Genomic DNA, 14,330 nt, shown 5'->3' on the forward strand with positions numbered 1-14,330 from the left:
CCCCCCCCCCCCCCCCCCCCCCCCCCCCCCCCCCCCCCCCCCCCCCCCCCCCCCCCCCCCCCCCCCCCCCCCCGCGGCCCCCCCCCCCCCCCCCCCCCCCCCCCCCCCCCCCCCCCGGGGGGGCGGGCCCCCCCCCCCCCCCCCCCCCCGAAAGCGCTGGACCCGACATGGCGCCGGACGGCATATAGGCCCGATGGATCGAAGCGTTGCAGGCATCATCCTGGCGGGAGGCCAGTCGCGCCGGATGGGCGGCGGCGACAAGACGCTGCTTTCGCTGGGCAAGGTCAGGCTGATCGAGCATGTCGCCGCGCGTCTCACACTGCAGGTGGCCACGCTGGTGCTCAACGCCAACGGCGATCCGGCACGGTTTGCCGGCACCAACCTTCCGGTGCTTGCCGATACGATAGAGGACCATGCCGGCCCGCTCGCCGGCATCCTCACCGGCCTTGAATGGGCGGCAGCGGACACGGGCTACCGGTCGCTGGTCAGCGCGGCCGGCGACACGCCGTTCTTCCCTGGCGATCTCGTCGAGCGATTGGCCGTTGCCGCTCGGGCACGGCCGGGCGCGATCGCGGTCGCCAGTTCCGACGGCAGGTGGCACCCGACCTTCGCACTCTGGCCGCTCGGCCTGCGCGATGCGCTGCGCCATTTCCTGGTTGAGGAGGACAATCGACGGGTCTCGGCCTTCATGGAGCGGCATGGTTTTGTCGAGGTGGAGTTTCCGATGCTCGAAGCCGGAGGCGAGCGGATCGACCCGTTCTTCAACATCAACACGCCCGACGATCTTGCGGAGGCCGAGCGTCTGTTGCAAAGCCTTGAGCCATGAGACGCGTGTTCGGCATCACCGGCTGGAAGAACTCCGGCAAGACGACGCTGACCGAAAAGCTGGTCGCCGAACTGGTTCGGCGCGGCTGGACGGTCTCGACGGTCAAGCATGCCCATCATGACTTCGACATCGACAAGCCCGGCACAGACAGTTTCCGCCACCGCCAGGCCGGCGCGATGGAGGTCGCGATCGTCTCCGGCCGGCGCTGGGCATTGATGCACGAACTGCGCAACGAGGACGAGCCAACGCTGGACGACATCCTGGCGCGGCTGGCGCCCTCGGACATCGTGCTGGTCGAAGGCTACAAGCGCGAAGCACACCAAAAGATCGAAGCGAGACGGCTGGAGGCCAAGGACCGGACGCCGCTTTCGATCAACGACCCGAACATCGTGGCTGTCGCCGCCGACTTTCCGGTCGAAGGCGAAAAGCTGCCCGTCTTCAACCTCGACGACACGAAATCGATAGCCGATTTTATCGAGCGCGCGACCGGTCTCGTCAGTCCAGCCAAGTAACGCAGCGGCACACGGCGATTGCCGTTTGCTGTTGTTTTTGCAGTTGCTTTTTTCTTGCAAAGAGTGGGAGTATCCCGCGCAGCGGGCGGTCAAAAAGGCTCCGCCCACAAGAGCCGCACGGGACAGCGGCCATGACAATATGAGAGGATTATCATGCGTATTGCACTGCGTATCGCGCTTGCCGCTTCGGCCGCGCTGCTGACACTTGGCGTTGCCCAGGCTCAGGAAAACACCCTGAGGATCGGCACCGAAGGCGCGTACCCGCCCTTCAACAACCTGACCTCGGACGGCCAGCTGGTCGGCTTCGACATCGACATCGCCAAGGCCCTCTGCGACGAAATGAAGGTGAAGTGCACCTTCGTCGCGCAGGATTGGGACGGCATCATCCCGGCGCTCCAGGCCGGCAAGTTCGACGCCATCGTCGCTTCCATGTCGATCACGCCAGAGCGCCAGGAAAAGGTCGACTTCACCCACAAATATTACAACACGCCGTCGGCGATCGCCGTGCCGAAGGATTCGCCGCTCAAGGGCGTCACCAAGGAGGACCTCGCCGGCAAGACGATCGGCGTCGCCACCACGACGACCCACTTCAACTATGCCTCGAAGACCTACACCGACAGCACGATCAAGGGCTATCCGAGCAGCCCCGAGGAACAGGCCGATCTCGCCAATGGCCGTCTCGACGCCATCGAGGACGACATCGTCGTGCTGCAGCAGTGGCTGGATTCGCCCGACGGCGCCTGCTGCAAGATCCTCGGCCAGCCCTCGCCGCAGCCGGTCGAGATCTTCGGACCGGGCGCCGGCATTGCCGTGCGCAAGGGCGAGACCGACCTGGTCAACAAGCTGAATTCCGCTATCGACGCTATCCGCAAGAGCGGAAAGTACAAGGAAATCAACGACAAGTACTTCAAGTTCGACGTCTACGGCGCCGAGTCCTGATCATTTGCGCCCAGGGCGGTGAGGATCACCTCGCCGCCCTGCCTCCATTCCGGGATCGCCACGGAGACACGCCCCGCCAATGCCAGCCCAAAGCATTTGGACACTTCTCAGTTGGGGACCGGATGGCTGGAGTGACGACATTGCGTCTGGTGTGCTGGTCACGGTCGCGCTGGCGCTTGCGACATTGCCGATAGGCCTGGCGATCGGGTTCTTCGTCGCCTTCGCCAAGCAACACGAAGAGCCCGCGCTCCGGCTCGCAGCCAACATCTACACCACTGTTTTTCGCGGCCTGCCCGAGCTGGTGACGCTGTTCCTGTTCTTCTTCGGCATGCCGCTGCTGCTGCAATATGTCGTCCGCCTGTTCGAGCCCGAGGCGACAATCGACGTGAACAGCTTCATTGCCGGCATGATCGTGCTGGCGCTGATCTTCTCCTCCTACGCCAGCGAAGTCTTTCTCTCCGCCTTTCGCGCCATTCCCAAGGGCCAGTATGAGGGCGGCTACGCCATTGGCCTTTCGAAATGGCAGACGATGCGCCTGGTGATCCTGCCGCAACTGCTGCGCATCGCCTTCCCCGGTCTGGAGAATTGCTGGCTCAGCCTGCTCAAGGACACCTCGCTGGTGTCGGTCGTCAACCTAGCGGAAACCCTGCGCAATGCCGGTGTCGCGGCGCGCGTCACCAAGCATTCCTTCCTCTTTTACAGTGTCGCGGCGCTGGTCTTCCTTGTGCTGGCCATCCTGTCCTCGGTCGCCACCGGCTATATCCAGCGCTCGCTCGGGCGGAGGGAGGCTCGATGAGCGTCAGCCAGGCTATTGCGGTTGACAGGCCACCGCCCCGGGCTCGCGGCTGGCCGCGCGTGCGCATCATAGGCTACGCGCTGGTCTGCCTCTGGGGCCTTTTCGGCATCGGCATCGTGGCCTATCTGGTCCACGCCTGGAACGCCGATTTCTTCGCCAGATACGCGCCGGCCTATCTGCAGGGGCTCGCAACCACCCTGTCGCTGGTCTCCGTTTCGATGGTGGCGGGCGCTATTCTCTCGTTGCCGGTTGCCTACGGCCGGATGTCCAAGAACCGCATCCTTTCCGGATTGGCTTATTGCTACGTCTACTTCTTCCGCGGCACCCCGCTGCTCGTGCAGACCTACCTCGTCTATTACGGCATCGGCTCGTTCCGCCCCGAGCTGCAAACCGTCGGACTATGGTGGTTCTTCCGCGAGGCGTTCTACTGCGGCGTCTTTGCCTTTTCGCTCAACACCGCCGCCTATCAGGCAGAGATCCTGCGCGGCGCCATCGAAAGCGTTCCGCGGGGCCAGTGGGAAGGCGCGGCCTCGCTCGGCCTGCACAAGCTGCAGACGCTGCGCAAGGTGATCATGCCGCAGGCGATCATCGTGGCGCTGCGGCCTTACGGCAACGAGCTCATCCTGATGATCAAGGCTTCCGCGATCGTCGCCATCATCACCGTCTACGACCTGATGGGCAACGCGAAGCTCGCCTACGCAAAATCCTTCGACATCCAGGCCTATATCTGGGTGGCGATCGTCTACCTGGTGCTGGTCGAGATCCTGCGTCACGGCGTCGAATGGATCGAACGCCGGATCACCATTCACCTCAAACGATAGAGCGTCGTCAGCGGACGGGCCTGCACCAGTCGATGCGGCTTTGCGCGCCTTGACGAAAATTTCGCATAGCCTAGACCTTCCGCCACTGAAACCTCTGTTTTGTTGGAAGGCAGGCTTATGGCATCGGTTGCATTTCTCGGTCTTGGCGTCATGGGCTATCCGATGGCCGGGCACCTCAGGAACAAGGGCGGCCACGACATCACCGTCTATAACCGCACGACCGCCAAGGCCGAACAATGGGTCGCCCAGCATGGCGGCAGACTGGCGCTGACACCGGCCGAGGCGGCCGAAGGCAAGGATTTCGTCTTCTCCTGCGTCGGCAATGACGACGACCTGCGCTCGGTGACGACAGGCGCGAGCGGCGCCTTCGCCGCCATGAAGACGGGCTCGGTCTTCATCGACAACACGACAGCCTCGGCCGAAGTCGCGCGCGAATTGGCCGAAGCCGCCGACAAGGCCGGCTTTTCCTTCCTCGATGCGCCGGTGTCGGGCGGCCAGGCGGGCGCCGAGAATGGCGTGCTGACCGTCATGGTCGGCGGCGAGCAGGCCGCCTTCGACAAGGCCAGGCCGGTCATCGATGCCTATGCCCGCATGGTCGGGCTGATGGGACCCGCGGGCGCCGGGCAGCTCACCAAGATGATCAACCAGATTGCCATTGCCGGCCTCGTCCAAGGGCTGGCCGAAGGCATCCATTTCGGCAAGAAGGCCGGGCTCGACATTGAGAAGGTCATCGAGGTGATCTCCAAGGGCGCTGCCGGCTCCTGGCAGATGGAGAATCGCCACAAGACGATGAACGCCGGAAAATATGATTTCGGCTTCGCCGTCGACTGGATGCGCAAGGATCTCGGCATCTGCCTCGCCGAGGCCAACCGCAACGGCGCCAAGCTGCCGGTGACCGCGCTGGTCGACCAGTTCTACAAGGACGTGCAGGACATGGGCGGCAGGCGCTGGGACACATCCTCGCTGCTCGCCCGCCTGGAAAAATAGACAGCGATGGTCCTACCCGATCCGAGCTGGAGCGCCGACGAGATCGTCGCCCATCTGCGTTCGATCGGCAGCGAGAAAAACCGCGCCGGCATGGCGCGATTCGGCATCAACACGAGAACCGCGCTGGGCGTCGGCAATTCCGATCTGCGGCCGCTGGCGCGCAAGCTGAAGAAGAACCAGGAACGGTCGCTGCTCTTGTGGGACACCGACATTCGCGAAGCGCGATTGATGGCCGCTTTCACCGGCGAGCCGAAGAAGCTCGACATCGGTCAATGCCGGCGCTGGGCCGCCGATTTCGACAGTTGGGAGATTGTGGATACCGTTGCCGACCTGTTCGCCCAAACACCGTTCTGGCGTGAGCTGGTCGAGGAATTCGCCAAGGACGAGCGCGAGTTTGTCCGCCGCACCGCCTTTGCCATGCTGGCCTGGGCGGCGGTGCATCTGAAGAAGGAGCCGGACGCGAGCTTCCTCGCTGCTCTGCCGCTGATCGAGACGCATGCGGGCGATCCGCGCAACTTCGTCCGTAAGGCGGTGAACTGGGCGCTGCGGCAGATCGGCAAGCGGTCGGTGGCGCTGCACGCCCCTGCCCTTGCGCTGGCCGAGAAACTGGCGGCGTCGTCCGACAAGACGGCACGCTGGATCGGCAAGGACGCGGTGAAGGAACTTTCGGATGTCAAACAGCTCGAACGGCTCGCGACCACACGACTGTGATCTCAGCGAAGTAAGCTCACGACGCTTTTACTCGCTTCGGAAATGGAGCTGGCGGAGGATGACGACCATGAGCAGGCGTTTCAGATCAAGCGCGACGCTGGCGATCGTGCTTATGCTCGCCACCGCGAGAGCCGACGCCGCGGCCGACGTCGCGCATATCTTCTGGAAAGACTTGCGCCCGGCGACGCAGGCGGTCGCCGAGGACGTCAACCTGCCGATGATCGCGGCAAAACTGCCCGATCACGGTGAGACTCTGTCGCTCAATCTGCAGGACAAGACCGTTCAACTGTCCGGCTACGCCTTGCCGGTCGATCGCGAGGGCGACCTCGTCTACCAGTTCCTGCTGGTGCCTTGGACCGGCGCCTGCAGCCACATGCCGACGCCGCCGCCGAACCAGATCGTGCTGGTAACGCCGGCGCATCCTTACAGGATGGCGGAGGCATACCAGCCGGTCTCCGTCACCGGCGTGCTGAAGCCCGGTATGGAGAAGAGCCAACTCTTCATCCTGGACGGCGTCTTGATCGTGCAGTCCGGCTATACCGTGCGCAAGGCCGAGGTGGCTGATGTCGACAGCGTGCCGGACGCCGTCACGCTCCCGGTCAACTCGCCGTGGAATTTCCTCAACAAAAAGAAGAACTAGGTCTCGCAACTTCGCGCATAGCGGGAAGCGCGAGCGCCATGCTCAGGCCGCGTTGGCCCCCGACTCCTTGTCCAGGATCATGTAGTCGAGCGGGATCTCGGTCGTGTACTTGATCTGCTCCATGGCAAACGAGGACGACACGTCGCGGATCTCGATCTTGGCGATCAGCCGCTTGTAGAAGGCGTCGTAGGCGGCAATGTCGGGCACCACGACGCGCAAGAGGTAATCGACGTCGCCGCTCATGCGGTAGAACTCGACCACCTCCGGAAATTCCTGGATGACCTCGGAGAAGCGCCGCAGCCATTCATGGCTGTGCGAATTGGTGCGGATCGAAACGAAGACGGTGACGCGCACATTGACCTTCTCATGGTCGAGAATGGCCACGCGCCGCTGGATGACGCCCTCCTCCTCGAGCTTCTGGATGCGCCGCCAGCACGGCGTGGTCGACAGGCCGACTTTCTTGGCGACATCGGCGACCGCAAGCGTCGCGTCCTCCTGCAGGAGGCGAAGAATTTTTCTGTCTAGGCGGTCCATGGGAAGGCTCCAGCGGAATAGTTTGGCTATAATCCTTTTTATCAGGCCCTTTCACAAGAAAGAAATTCTGCCAATGCCGGCAAAAGCGAGTGATTTCTTGCAAGATGCCTAATTGAGGCGATAGCGGATTTCCGAGCGCAGGAATGGCAGCAAATCCATTTCAAACCACGGATTCTTCTTCAGCCAGCCGGTGTTTCGCCATGACGGATGCGGCAGCGGCAGCACTTTCGGCCCGGCTGCAGCATCCCAGACAGCGCGCCAGTTTCTGACCGTTTCCGTCAGCGACGGCCCACGCGCCGTGCCCATGTGCCAGGACTGCGCATAACCGCCGATCGTCAGCACCAGATCGATCTGCGGCATCAGCGCCATCAGATCGGCGCGCCAGGCGGTGGCGCATTCGCGCCGCGGCGGCAGGTCGGCGCCCTTGGTGTCCTGGCCCGGAAAGCAGAAACCCATCGGCACGATGGCGAATTTTTCCGTGTCGTAGAACTCGTCGGGGGTGACGCCGAGCCAGTTCCTCAAGCGATCCCCGGAAGCATCGGTGAACGGCATGCCCGAGATGTGGACTTTCGTGCCCGGCGCCTGGCCGGCAAGCAGGATGCGGGCCTTCGACGAAGGCACAAGCACCGGGCGCGGCTGATGCGGCAGGGGCCGGCCGCGCGGCTGCTCGACACAGATGCGGCAAGCCCGCACCTTGGCGGCAAGGCTCTCCAGCGCTTCGCTCATGTCCGGCGGGTTCTCCAAAAACAAGCCTCAAGCAGCAGCGCTTGGCCGGCTGGAGAGCGCTGCGTGCCAGCGCAGCACATTCCCGCATTCCTCAGGCACCTTGATGCGTGCCGGCTTCATGAAATCGATGGCGATCAGCCCGGTGATGTCGGCGACCGAATAGGTGTCGCCGGCGGCAAATTCCCTATCCGCCAACTCCCGGTCGAGGAGATGCAGGAACTCGATGGCCTTCGGCTTGTTGGCCTCGCCCCATTCCGGGATCTGCGGCACCTCCCATTCCTTCATTGCCGGATGGATGTGCCGGAACGCGGCGGCCACGCAGCTCATCAGGTTTAGCTCCAGACGCCTTTGCCACATCTCCACCATGGCCTTGCCGAGCGCGCCTGTTCCGAACAGGGCGGGCTCGGGATGCAACTCCTCGAAATAACGGCAAATGGCGATGGATTCGGTGATGATGGTCCCGTCGTCGAGTTCGAGCACGGGCAGCCGCCGCAGCGCATTGCGCGACGCCACCGGCTCCTTGCGATGCTCCAGCGCGCCCATGTCCACGGGCACCAAAGGGACGGCTAGCCCCTTTTCAGCCAGGAAAACCCGAACCCGCCTGGGGTTGGGCGCCCGGCCGCCATCGAACAGCTTCATTCCAGTCTCCGATCTTCATGCCAATCTTAGGGCGCGCTGCAATGCATGTCGCCCAAAACTGCATAGCGGTTTGGCAAGACCACATGTTGGCAAACAGAGCATCCCCCGAAGCGGGCATCACCAGAAACGAACAAGCTCACGCAACGCATCGCCGAGCGAAGCCAGTGCGCCGTGCTTCCTTTCGACGGGTTGATTGTGATGGCTGTCGCGCCAGTCCTGCGGCTGATCGAAGGAGCCAGCCCAGATGCCCACCTTGGCAGCCCGCGCGACGGCCTCCTCGGTTTCGAAGTCGCCGAAGGCGACGGCCCATCCGGACTGTACCTGCGCGCGGTTGAGGTCCGTGTCGCCCGCCTTGCAGTCGCCGAGCAACCGGCCGTAGCGGTCGCGCTGCCAGCCGCTGCAGGAGACCGGCCTGTCGGCGATCAGCCGCACCAGCGACTGCCGCGCAAGCCTGCCGCAGGCATAATCGGCCCCGTCCTTGCGGCACGTCTGTGTGTATTCCGGCGCGTCGATGCCGCGCATGCGGATGCGCTCGGCGCCAAGCGTGATCGAATCACCGTCCTTGACGATGGCCGTGCCTTGCTCCTGTCGCATCTCGAACCGGTCGAGCCGCGCCGCCACCAGGATGGACAGGCCAAGCAGGACCACGGCCAGCCCGTAATCCAGAAGCCTACGCAAAAGGCTTCGCGGAGGCCGCGGAACATAGCGCCGGCGCGGTCTTCGCGACCAGGAACGGCTCATATGGCAAACAGTCTCTTAATCATTCGAACGTAGCTTAACGAACTGAAAATCGCTGCGCGCAGAAATTGAACTTGCATGCCTTTGCTACGCTCGGACACAGCGGACAAATTCATTGTGGACCGCAGGAAACCGCATCGCAACAGCGATGTGGCTCGCGCGGTGCGCAGGACGCGTGACCGTCTTTCGCAGCAGGCCGGCAGCCTCGATTTCGACCGCGAACTGCTCAAGCTGCATGCACGCGCCATGGTGGTCAGTGCGGCGGCGATTCCTCTGCTTGTGCTTGTAGTAGCGGCCATCGGCCGCTTCGCGGGCCTGGGCAACCAGGTCGCCGTCTGGGCTCTCTTCATGCTGCTTTGCTACGCTATCGTCACTTTCATGGCGCGGCGCGTCGAGCGCGCGGAAGCGGCCGAACTCGACCCTGTGCAGACGCGCCGCGATTTCCTGATCGGCCATTCGCTTTGCGGCCTCGGCTGGGCCTGGTTCGCCTGGCTGGGCTGCTCCACATGCCAGGTCGACCAGTTCCATGTCGTCAAGGCCATGGTGCTCCTGGTCGCCATGGCGACGACTGCTGTGATGGCATCGTCCCTCGGGGGCGCGCTATTGGCGACCTTCGCCGTTCCCGTCGCGGTCTATGTCTATGCCGTCCTGCGCCTGTGGATGCCGATCGAAGGGATCATGGCGGCGCTTCTGGTCGCTGCCCTGCCCTTCTTCGGCTACGTCGCGCGCCATCTCAACCAGTCATCCTGGATGCTGCTCTCCTTCCGCTCCGAGAAGGACGCGCTGATCGCCGAGGTGGAGACTGCCAAATCCATGTCCGACGAGGCCAGGCGGCGCGCCGAGGACGCCAATCTGGCGAAGTCGCGCTTCCTCGCCTCGATGAGCCATGAGCTCCGGACGCCGCTCAACGCCATCCTCGGTTTCTCCGAAGTGATGGCCAATGAAGTGCTCGGGCCGATGAACAACCCGACCTATCGCGATTATGCGCATGATGTGCACGAATCCGGCCAGCATCTGCTCGATCTGATCAATGAGATCCTCGACCTGTCGCGCATCGAGGCCGGCCGCTACCAGCTCAACGAGGAGCCGGTGGCGCTGGTGACGATCGTTGAGGATTGCTGCCATATGATGGAACTGAGAGCCCGCAACAAGGACATCCGCGTCATCCAGGAGTTCGAGACCGCGCTGCCGCGCCTGTTCGGCGACGAGCGTGCCATCCGGCAGATCGCGCTCAATCTGCTGTCCAACGCCATCAAGTTCACGCCGTCGGGCGGCGAAGTGCGTGTGCGCGTCGGCTGGACGGCGGGCGGCGGTCAGTACATCTCGGTCAAGGACAACGGCCCCGGCATACCGGAAGAGGAAATCCCAGTGGTGCTTTCCGCCTTCGGCCAGGGCTCGATCGCCATCAAGAGCGCCGAACAGGGAACGGGCCTCGGATTGCCGATCGTGCAGGGTCTGCTCGACATGCATGGCGGCGAGTTCGAGCTGCACTCCAAGCTGCGCGAAGGCACCGAGGCCATCGCCATCTTCCCGCTGAGCCGAGTGATGGAGGAATTGCCCGCGCTGCCGACCAAGGCTGTCGCCGCCCGGCGGCGTTGAGTCCTTCGGTCCGATATGACAAAATTGCCCCCTGAGATGACGATCACTGATTGGGATCCAAGCCGCACCGAGATCAAATCGGAACGCCTATCCCTCAAGCTATTTACGCCCGGTGATGCCGAAGAGCTTTACGCCTGTGTTACGCCTTCAATCACCCGCTTCATGCAGTGGGAACCGCCACGATCGTCGGCCGCATTTGGCGCGGTCTGGCGGTCTTGGTTAGAACCGATCCTCGACGGATCGGACCTGCATTTCGTTGTGCGGCGTTCGCAAGACGGTCGTTGTCTAGGGCTTGTTGGCCTGCATGCGGCAAACACGGTATCTCCCGAACTTGGAATCTGGCTCAAGGAAGGCGCTCAAGGACAGGGCATCGGCCGGAGGCAATCGCCGCCGTGGTTGCATGGGCGTCGGAGAAACTCGCGCCGGACAGTTTTGACTATCCTGTCGCGGAAGAAAACATCGCTAGCAGAAAGATTGCAGAACGTCTCGGAGGCTCGGTAGTTGGAAGGCGATCCAATCCAAAATATATCGCTGTCGTCTATCGTATTCCCAAGCTCCGGCGTTGACTCCCTACCCCGATAACCTGCAGCCGATTTCTGCACACGTGCTTCAGCCACGAACCGCCGCCGCCATACCGGAGCTCGTGAGCGCCGCGGCCTTGACGAGACCGGCGGCAAGTCCAGCCCCAACTCCTTCGCCGTGACTGACAGCAAGATCGAGCAGTGGCTCGAGCCCAAGCCGTTCGGCGACTTTGGCTTGGCCCGGCTCCGGCGACAGGCTGGCGAGCAGGCAGTGGTCGATCGCGGAAGGATCGGCTTTGTGCAGAACCGCGGCGGCAGCCGTCGCGACGAACCCGTCGAGCAGCACAGGAATCTTCTGCATGCGGGCTGCGAGAATGGCGCCGCAGATTGCCGCGAACTCGCGCCCGCCGACGCGGCGCAAGGCCTCGAGCGGATCGCCGAGACCGGAGCCGTGGAAAGCAAGCGCCCGGTCGACCGCTTCGGCCTTGCGCGCCATCATCGCCGTGTCCGCCCCCGATCCAGGTCCAACCCAGTCGGAGCCCTTGCCGCCGAAGAGGGCAGCGCTGAGCGCGGCCGCGATGGTTGAATTGCCGACGCCCAGATCGCCAAGACAAAGAAGATCGGCGCCGCCCGCGACCGCTTCCATGCCGAAGGCCATGGTGGCGGCGCAGCCGCGCTCATCGAGGGCCGCTTCTTCCGTGATGTCCCCGGTCGGAATATCCAGCGCCAGGTCGAAGACCTTCAGGCCGAGATCGTTGGCGATGCTGATCTGATTGATCGCTGCACCTCCGGCGGCGCAGAGTTCGACGGCATTGGCGGTCGCCGAAACCGGCCGCGGCGAAATGCCATGCCGAACGGCACCGTGGTTGCCGGCAAAGATCGCCACAAGCGGACGATTGACGGCCGGCGGCGCACGCCCGCTCCAAGCGGCGAGCCATGCCGCGACATCTTCAATCCGGCCAAGCGAAGCTTTCGGCTTGTCGGCCTTGGCAAACAGGGTGCGAACGCGGGTTTCGGCGGCGGCGTCCCCCGGCGGCAGCGTTGCCAGCAGAGTGCGGAAATCGTCGAAAGGCTTTGTGGTCATATCGAATGCGGTCTCTTTGCAGGAACAGCCAGCGGCATAGCCGCCTTCACCGCCTGGGACAACCGCCCGGCAATGCCGCGAAAGCGCCGGTCGACGGCGCATCGCGAAGGGCTTGCATTGGCGTTGCGGTTGCACCATGTGGAGTGAAGGCAAGAGAACAGCATGACCGCCATCGAGTCTCCCTGCATACTCGTCTGTTCCATCGACATGAAAACCGGCTTCTGTTTCGGTTGCGGCCGCACGCGCGATGAGATCGCCGGGTGGATCGCGATGACGCCGGAAGTCCGGCGTGCAGTCATGGCCGAGTTGCCGGCGCGGCTGGAGACGGTCGAACGCCGGCCCCGCCGCGAGACGCGGCGCGCCCGCATGGCGCGCGAGCGCGGCGTGCTGTGAAAGAGCTGGCTGTAAGAAAGGGCTGGCCATGAATCGTCTGTTCTGGGTCGTCATGCTGGTGATCGGCGCCGGCTTGATCCTGCTGATGATGAATGATTCCGCCGGCCGCACCTTCGGCATCGAGAACAACGATTTCAGCAGGCTGATCTGGGTTGGAGTCCTGGTGGCGGTAATCGGCGCCAGCCTTATTCGCTCTGGCCGGCCGCTCGGTGACATGGCGCGCAACTTCGGCGTCTGGGCGGCAATCGTGCTGGCGCTGATCGCCGGCTACCAGTACCGCTACGAGCTGCAGGATGTTGTCAGCCGCGTCACCGCCGGCCTTGTTCCGGGAAGCCCCTTGGCGCTTGGCGTCGATAGTGGCCGTGCCACCGTGACGCTCGACAAGGCCGGCAATGGCCATTTCGAGGCGCGAATCCTCGTCAACGGCAGGCCGGTGCGCACGGTGGTCGACACCGGCGCGACCAGCACGGTGCTGACGGCGGAGGACGCCCAGGCGGCCGGCTTCAACCCAGCGGCGCTCAGCTACACCGTGGACGTCTCGACCGCCAACGGCATGGCGCGTGCGGCAACGGTCAGGACCGACGAGATGGCGATCGGCGGCATCGTGCGCAAGGATATGCCGGTGATGGTCGCGGCGCCCGGCATGCTCGAGCAAAGCCTGCTCGGCATGAACTTCATCGGCTCGCTGTCGGGTTTCGAGGTGCGGGGTGACCGGATGATCCTGCGCGACTAGATTCCCGCTTATCCGCCCCGAATTTCGTCTAGACAAACAGATGGAGCGGTTCGCCGTTTCTGTGGAACGGTGAAATGCTCTGCCGCCGATCCGCCTCAAGCGGCTTCGGTTTCCGCCGCCACGAAATCTATTGCCGCGAACGCCGTATTCAGCACCTCTGGCCGGGCGCCGGGTCTGTTGGCGTCGGTGGACAAAATCTGCCGGTAGCGGCGCGCGCCCGGGAGACCGTGGAACAGCCCGACCATATGGCGCGTGACATGGCCGAGCCGTCCGCCCTTCTCGATGTGACGCGCGGCGTAAGCGGCCATGGCGTCCATCAGCGCCTCGTAGTCGAAAGCGACCGGCGCCTCGCCGTAAAATGCGGCATCGATGCCGGTGAGGATGCCGGGCGTATGATAGGCCGCGCGGCCGAGCATGACGCCGTCGACATAAGCGAGGTGCGCCTCTGCCTCGTCAAGGGATTGAATGCCGCCGTTGATGCCGATGAATTGGTTGGCCTTCCTGGTCTTGAGCCGATAGACGCGCGGATAGTCGAGCGGCGGGATCTCGCGGTTTTCCTTGGGACTAAGCCCCTCCAGCCACGCCTTGCGGGCGTGCACCCAGAGCGCATCGGCGCCGGCCGTCAGCACGCCGTCTGCGAGCGTGTCGAGAGCGGGTTCGGGGTCCTGGTCATCGACGCCGATGCGGCATTTGACCGTAACGGGGATTCTCACCGCCGCCTTCATCGCCGCGATGCATTCGGCGACCAGCACCGGCGTCTTCATCAGGCAGGCGCCGAAAGTGCCCGACTGGACGCGGTCGGACGGACAGCCGACATTAAGATTGATTTCGTCGTAACCGAACGCCTCGCCGATCACCGCCGCTTCGGCAAGCTTTCGCGGATCCGAACCGCCAAGCTGAAGCGCAACCGGATGCTCGGCACCGTCGAAGCCGAGCAGGCGCTCGCGTGCGCCATGGATGACTGCGTCCGCCACCACCATTTCCGTGTAGAGCAACGTGCGACGCGTCAGCTGACGGTGAAAGAACCGGCAATGCCGGTCCGTCCAGTCCATCATGGGCGCAACGGCTATCCTATGCTCTTGATTTTTCAGCATTTTTTCTTTAACATCAAATCGTTAGACCCTGTCGAGT

At 63.8% G+C, this 14,330-nt stretch carries 17 protein-coding genes and 1 pseudogene; 12 read left to right on the plus strand and 6 right to left on the minus strand.

Translation table 11 applies throughout. The annotated features are described in order from the left end of the window. The first annotated feature begins 193 nt into the window (after positions 1 to 193). From mobA to P9230_RS00040, 8 genes are all read left to right on the plus strand, one after another. Positions 194 to 826 carry a molybdenum cofactor guanylyltransferase MobA gene (gene mobA / locus P9230_RS00005; RefSeq protein WP_278118293.1) on the plus strand — a complete coding sequence of 211 codons (633 nt, stop codon included), beginning with the start codon at positions 194 to 196 and terminating at the stop codon, positions 824 to 826. Next, on the plus strand, positions 823 to 1,338 hold the full coding sequence (gene mobB / locus P9230_RS00010) for a molybdopterin-guanine dinucleotide biosynthesis protein B (RefSeq protein ID WP_095780505.1): 516 nt from the start codon (positions 823 to 825) through the stop codon (positions 1,336 to 1,338). Before mobA ends, mobB begins: the two co-directional genes overlap by 4 nt. A 153-nt stretch (positions 1,339 to 1,491) precedes the next feature. Continuing rightward, on the plus strand, positions 1,492 to 2,277 hold the full coding sequence (locus P9230_RS00015) for an ABC transporter substrate-binding protein (RefSeq protein ID WP_278116849.1): 786 nt from the start codon (positions 1,492 to 1,494) through the stop codon (positions 2,275 to 2,277). Between the two features lie 79 nt (positions 2,278 to 2,356). Continuing rightward, positions 2,357 to 3,073: an ABC transporter permease gene (locus P9230_RS00020; protein WP_066992752.1), complete on the plus strand. Its 717-nt coding sequence runs from the start codon at positions 2,357 to 2,359 to the stop codon at positions 3,071 to 3,073. After that, positions 3,070 to 3,894 (plus strand): ABC transporter permease, encoded by an 825-nt coding sequence (locus P9230_RS00025; protein WP_067319992.1) that lies wholly within the window; start codon positions 3,070 to 3,072, stop codon positions 3,892 to 3,894. Before P9230_RS00020 ends, P9230_RS00025 begins: the two co-directional genes overlap by 4 nt. A 117-nt stretch (positions 3,895 to 4,011) precedes the next feature. Beyond that, positions 4,012 to 4,881 (plus strand): NAD(P)-dependent oxidoreductase, encoded by an 870-nt coding sequence (locus P9230_RS00030; protein ID WP_127325069.1) that lies wholly within the window; start codon positions 4,012 to 4,014, stop codon positions 4,879 to 4,881. Between the two features lie 6 nt (positions 4,882 to 4,887). Then, positions 4,888 to 5,592, plus strand: a complete 705-nt coding sequence (locus P9230_RS00035) for a DNA alkylation repair protein (protein ID WP_278116852.1) — start codon at positions 4,888 to 4,890, stop codon at positions 5,590 to 5,592. 67 nt (positions 5,593 to 5,659) lie between these two features. Next, the gene (locus tag P9230_RS00040; protein WP_278110870.1) at positions 5,660 to 6,232 is read left to right on the plus strand and encodes a DUF3299 domain-containing protein; all 573 of its coding nucleotides are present in this window, start codon (positions 5,660 to 5,662) and stop codon (positions 6,230 to 6,232) included. 42 nt (positions 6,233 to 6,274) lie between these two features. Here P9230_RS00040 and P9230_RS00045 read toward each other — a convergent pair whose 3' ends face one another. From P9230_RS00045 to P9230_RS00060, 4 genes and pseudogenes are all read right to left on the minus strand, one after another. After that, entirely contained in the window at positions 6,275 to 6,766 is a 492-nt protein-coding gene (locus tag P9230_RS00045) for an Lrp/AsnC family transcriptional regulator (RefSeq protein WP_067319982.1), read from the minus strand. Positions 6,767 to 6,874: 108 nt separating this feature from the next. Beyond that, positions 6,875 to 7,580, minus strand: a pseudogene (locus P9230_RS00050) (uracil-DNA glycosylase family protein). Beyond that, a complete protein-coding gene (locus P9230_RS00055; RefSeq protein ID WP_095780510.1) occupies positions 7,520 to 8,131 on the minus strand; it encodes a glutathione S-transferase in 612 nt (203 codons plus the stop codon). Before P9230_RS00055 ends, P9230_RS00050 begins: the two are co-directional and overlap by 61 nt. Positions 8,132 to 8,248: 117 nt before the next feature. Continuing rightward, a complete protein-coding gene (locus P9230_RS00060) occupies positions 8,249 to 8,872 on the minus strand; it encodes a thermonuclease family protein (protein WP_278054388.1) in 624 nt (207 codons plus the stop codon). A gap of 75 nt (positions 8,873 to 8,947) precedes the next feature. On the opposite strand from P9230_RS00060, the gene P9230_RS00065 reads away from it, so the two are divergent. Beyond that, the gene (locus tag P9230_RS00065; RefSeq protein ID WP_278054387.1) at positions 8,948 to 10,468 is read left to right on the plus strand and encodes a HAMP domain-containing sensor histidine kinase; all 1,521 of its coding nucleotides are present in this window, start codon (positions 8,948 to 8,950) and stop codon (positions 10,466 to 10,468) included. Positions 10,469 to 10,504: 36 nt separating this feature from the next. Then, on the plus strand, positions 10,505 to 10,969 hold the full coding sequence (locus P9230_RS00070; protein ID WP_278118295.1) for a GNAT family N-acetyltransferase: 465 nt from the start codon (positions 10,505 to 10,507) through the stop codon (positions 10,967 to 10,969). Positions 10,970 to 11,077: 108 nt separating this feature from the next. Here P9230_RS00070 and P9230_RS00075 read toward each other — a convergent pair whose 3' ends face one another. Beyond that, positions 11,078 to 12,073, minus strand: coding sequence for a nicotinate-nucleotide--dimethylbenzimidazole phosphoribosyltransferase (locus P9230_RS00075; RefSeq protein WP_278116855.1), 996 nt, complete (start codon positions 12,071 to 12,073; stop codon positions 11,078 to 11,080). Between the two features lie 162 nt (positions 12,074 to 12,235). Between P9230_RS00075 and P9230_RS00080 the strand changes: the two genes are divergently transcribed. Further along, positions 12,236 to 12,466, plus strand: coding sequence for a DUF1289 domain-containing protein (locus P9230_RS00080; RefSeq protein WP_066992723.1), 231 nt, complete (start codon positions 12,236 to 12,238; stop codon positions 12,464 to 12,466). A 28-nt stretch (positions 12,467 to 12,494) separates the two neighbouring features. Beyond that, positions 12,495 to 13,199, plus strand: a complete 705-nt coding sequence (locus tag P9230_RS00085; protein ID WP_066992721.1) for a TIGR02281 family clan AA aspartic protease — start codon at positions 12,495 to 12,497, stop codon at positions 13,197 to 13,199. Between the two features lie 95 nt (positions 13,200 to 13,294). Here the strand turns inward: P9230_RS00085 and dusA are convergent, their stop codons facing one another. Further along, a complete protein-coding gene (dusA, locus tag P9230_RS00090) occupies positions 13,295 to 14,293 on the minus strand; it encodes a tRNA dihydrouridine(20/20a) synthase DusA (protein WP_278116857.1) in 999 nt (332 codons plus the stop codon). Positions 14,294 to 14,330 lie beyond the last annotated feature (37 nt).

The sequence above is a fragment of the Mesorhizobium sp. WSM4887 genome (assembly GCF_029625865.1).
Classification (GTDB): Bacteria; Pseudomonadota; Alphaproteobacteria; order Rhizobiales; family Rhizobiaceae; genus Mesorhizobium.

Coding starts and splice junctions, on each gene's coding strand:
- mobA (WP_278118293.1), top strand. CDS start 194: ATGGATCGAAGCGTTGCAGGCATCATCCTGGCGGGAGGCCAGTCGCGC.
- mobB (WP_095780505.1), top strand. CDS start 823: ATGAGACGCGTGTTCGGCATCACCGGCTGGAAGAACTCCGGCAAGACG.
- P9230_RS00015 (WP_278116849.1), top strand. CDS start 1,492: ATGCGTATTGCACTGCGTATCGCGCTTGCCGCTTCGGCCGCGCTGCTG.
- P9230_RS00020 (WP_066992752.1), top strand. CDS start 2,357: ATGCCAGCCCAAAGCATTTGGACACTTCTCAGTTGGGGACCGGATGGC.
- P9230_RS00025 (WP_067319992.1), top strand. CDS start 3,070: ATGAGCGTCAGCCAGGCTATTGCGGTTGACAGGCCACCGCCCCGGGCT.
- P9230_RS00030 (WP_127325069.1), top strand. CDS start 4,012: ATGGCATCGGTTGCATTTCTCGGTCTTGGCGTCATGGGCTATCCGATG.
- P9230_RS00035 (WP_278116852.1), top strand. CDS start 4,888: ATGGTCCTACCCGATCCGAGCTGGAGCGCCGACGAGATCGTCGCCCAT.
- P9230_RS00040 (WP_278110870.1), top strand. CDS start 5,660: ATGAGCAGGCGTTTCAGATCAAGCGCGACGCTGGCGATCGTGCTTATG.
- P9230_RS00045 (WP_067319982.1), bottom strand. CDS start 6,766: ATGGACCGCCTAGACAGAAAAATTCTTCGCCTCCTGCAGGAGGACGCG.
- P9230_RS00055 (WP_095780510.1), bottom strand. CDS start 8,131: ATGAAGCTGTTCGATGGCGGCCGGGCGCCCAACCCCAGGCGGGTTCGG.
- P9230_RS00060 (WP_278054388.1), bottom strand. CDS start 8,872: ATGAGCCGTTCCTGGTCGCGAAGACCGCGCCGGCGCTATGTTCCGCGG.
- P9230_RS00065 (WP_278054387.1), top strand. CDS start 8,948: ATGCCTTTGCTACGCTCGGACACAGCGGACAAATTCATTGTGGACCGC.
- P9230_RS00070 (WP_278118295.1), top strand. CDS start 10,505: ATGACGATCACTGATTGGGATCCAAGCCGCACCGAGATCAAATCGGAA.
- P9230_RS00075 (WP_278116855.1), bottom strand. CDS start 12,073: ATGACCACAAAGCCTTTCGACGATTTCCGCACTCTGCTGGCAACGCTG.
- P9230_RS00080 (WP_066992723.1), top strand. CDS start 12,236: ATGACCGCCATCGAGTCTCCCTGCATACTCGTCTGTTCCATCGACATG.
- P9230_RS00085 (WP_066992721.1), top strand. CDS start 12,495: ATGAATCGTCTGTTCTGGGTCGTCATGCTGGTGATCGGCGCCGGCTTG.
- dusA (WP_278116857.1), bottom strand. CDS start 14,293: ATGCTGAAAAATCAAGAGCATAGGATAGCCGTTGCGCCCATGATGGAC.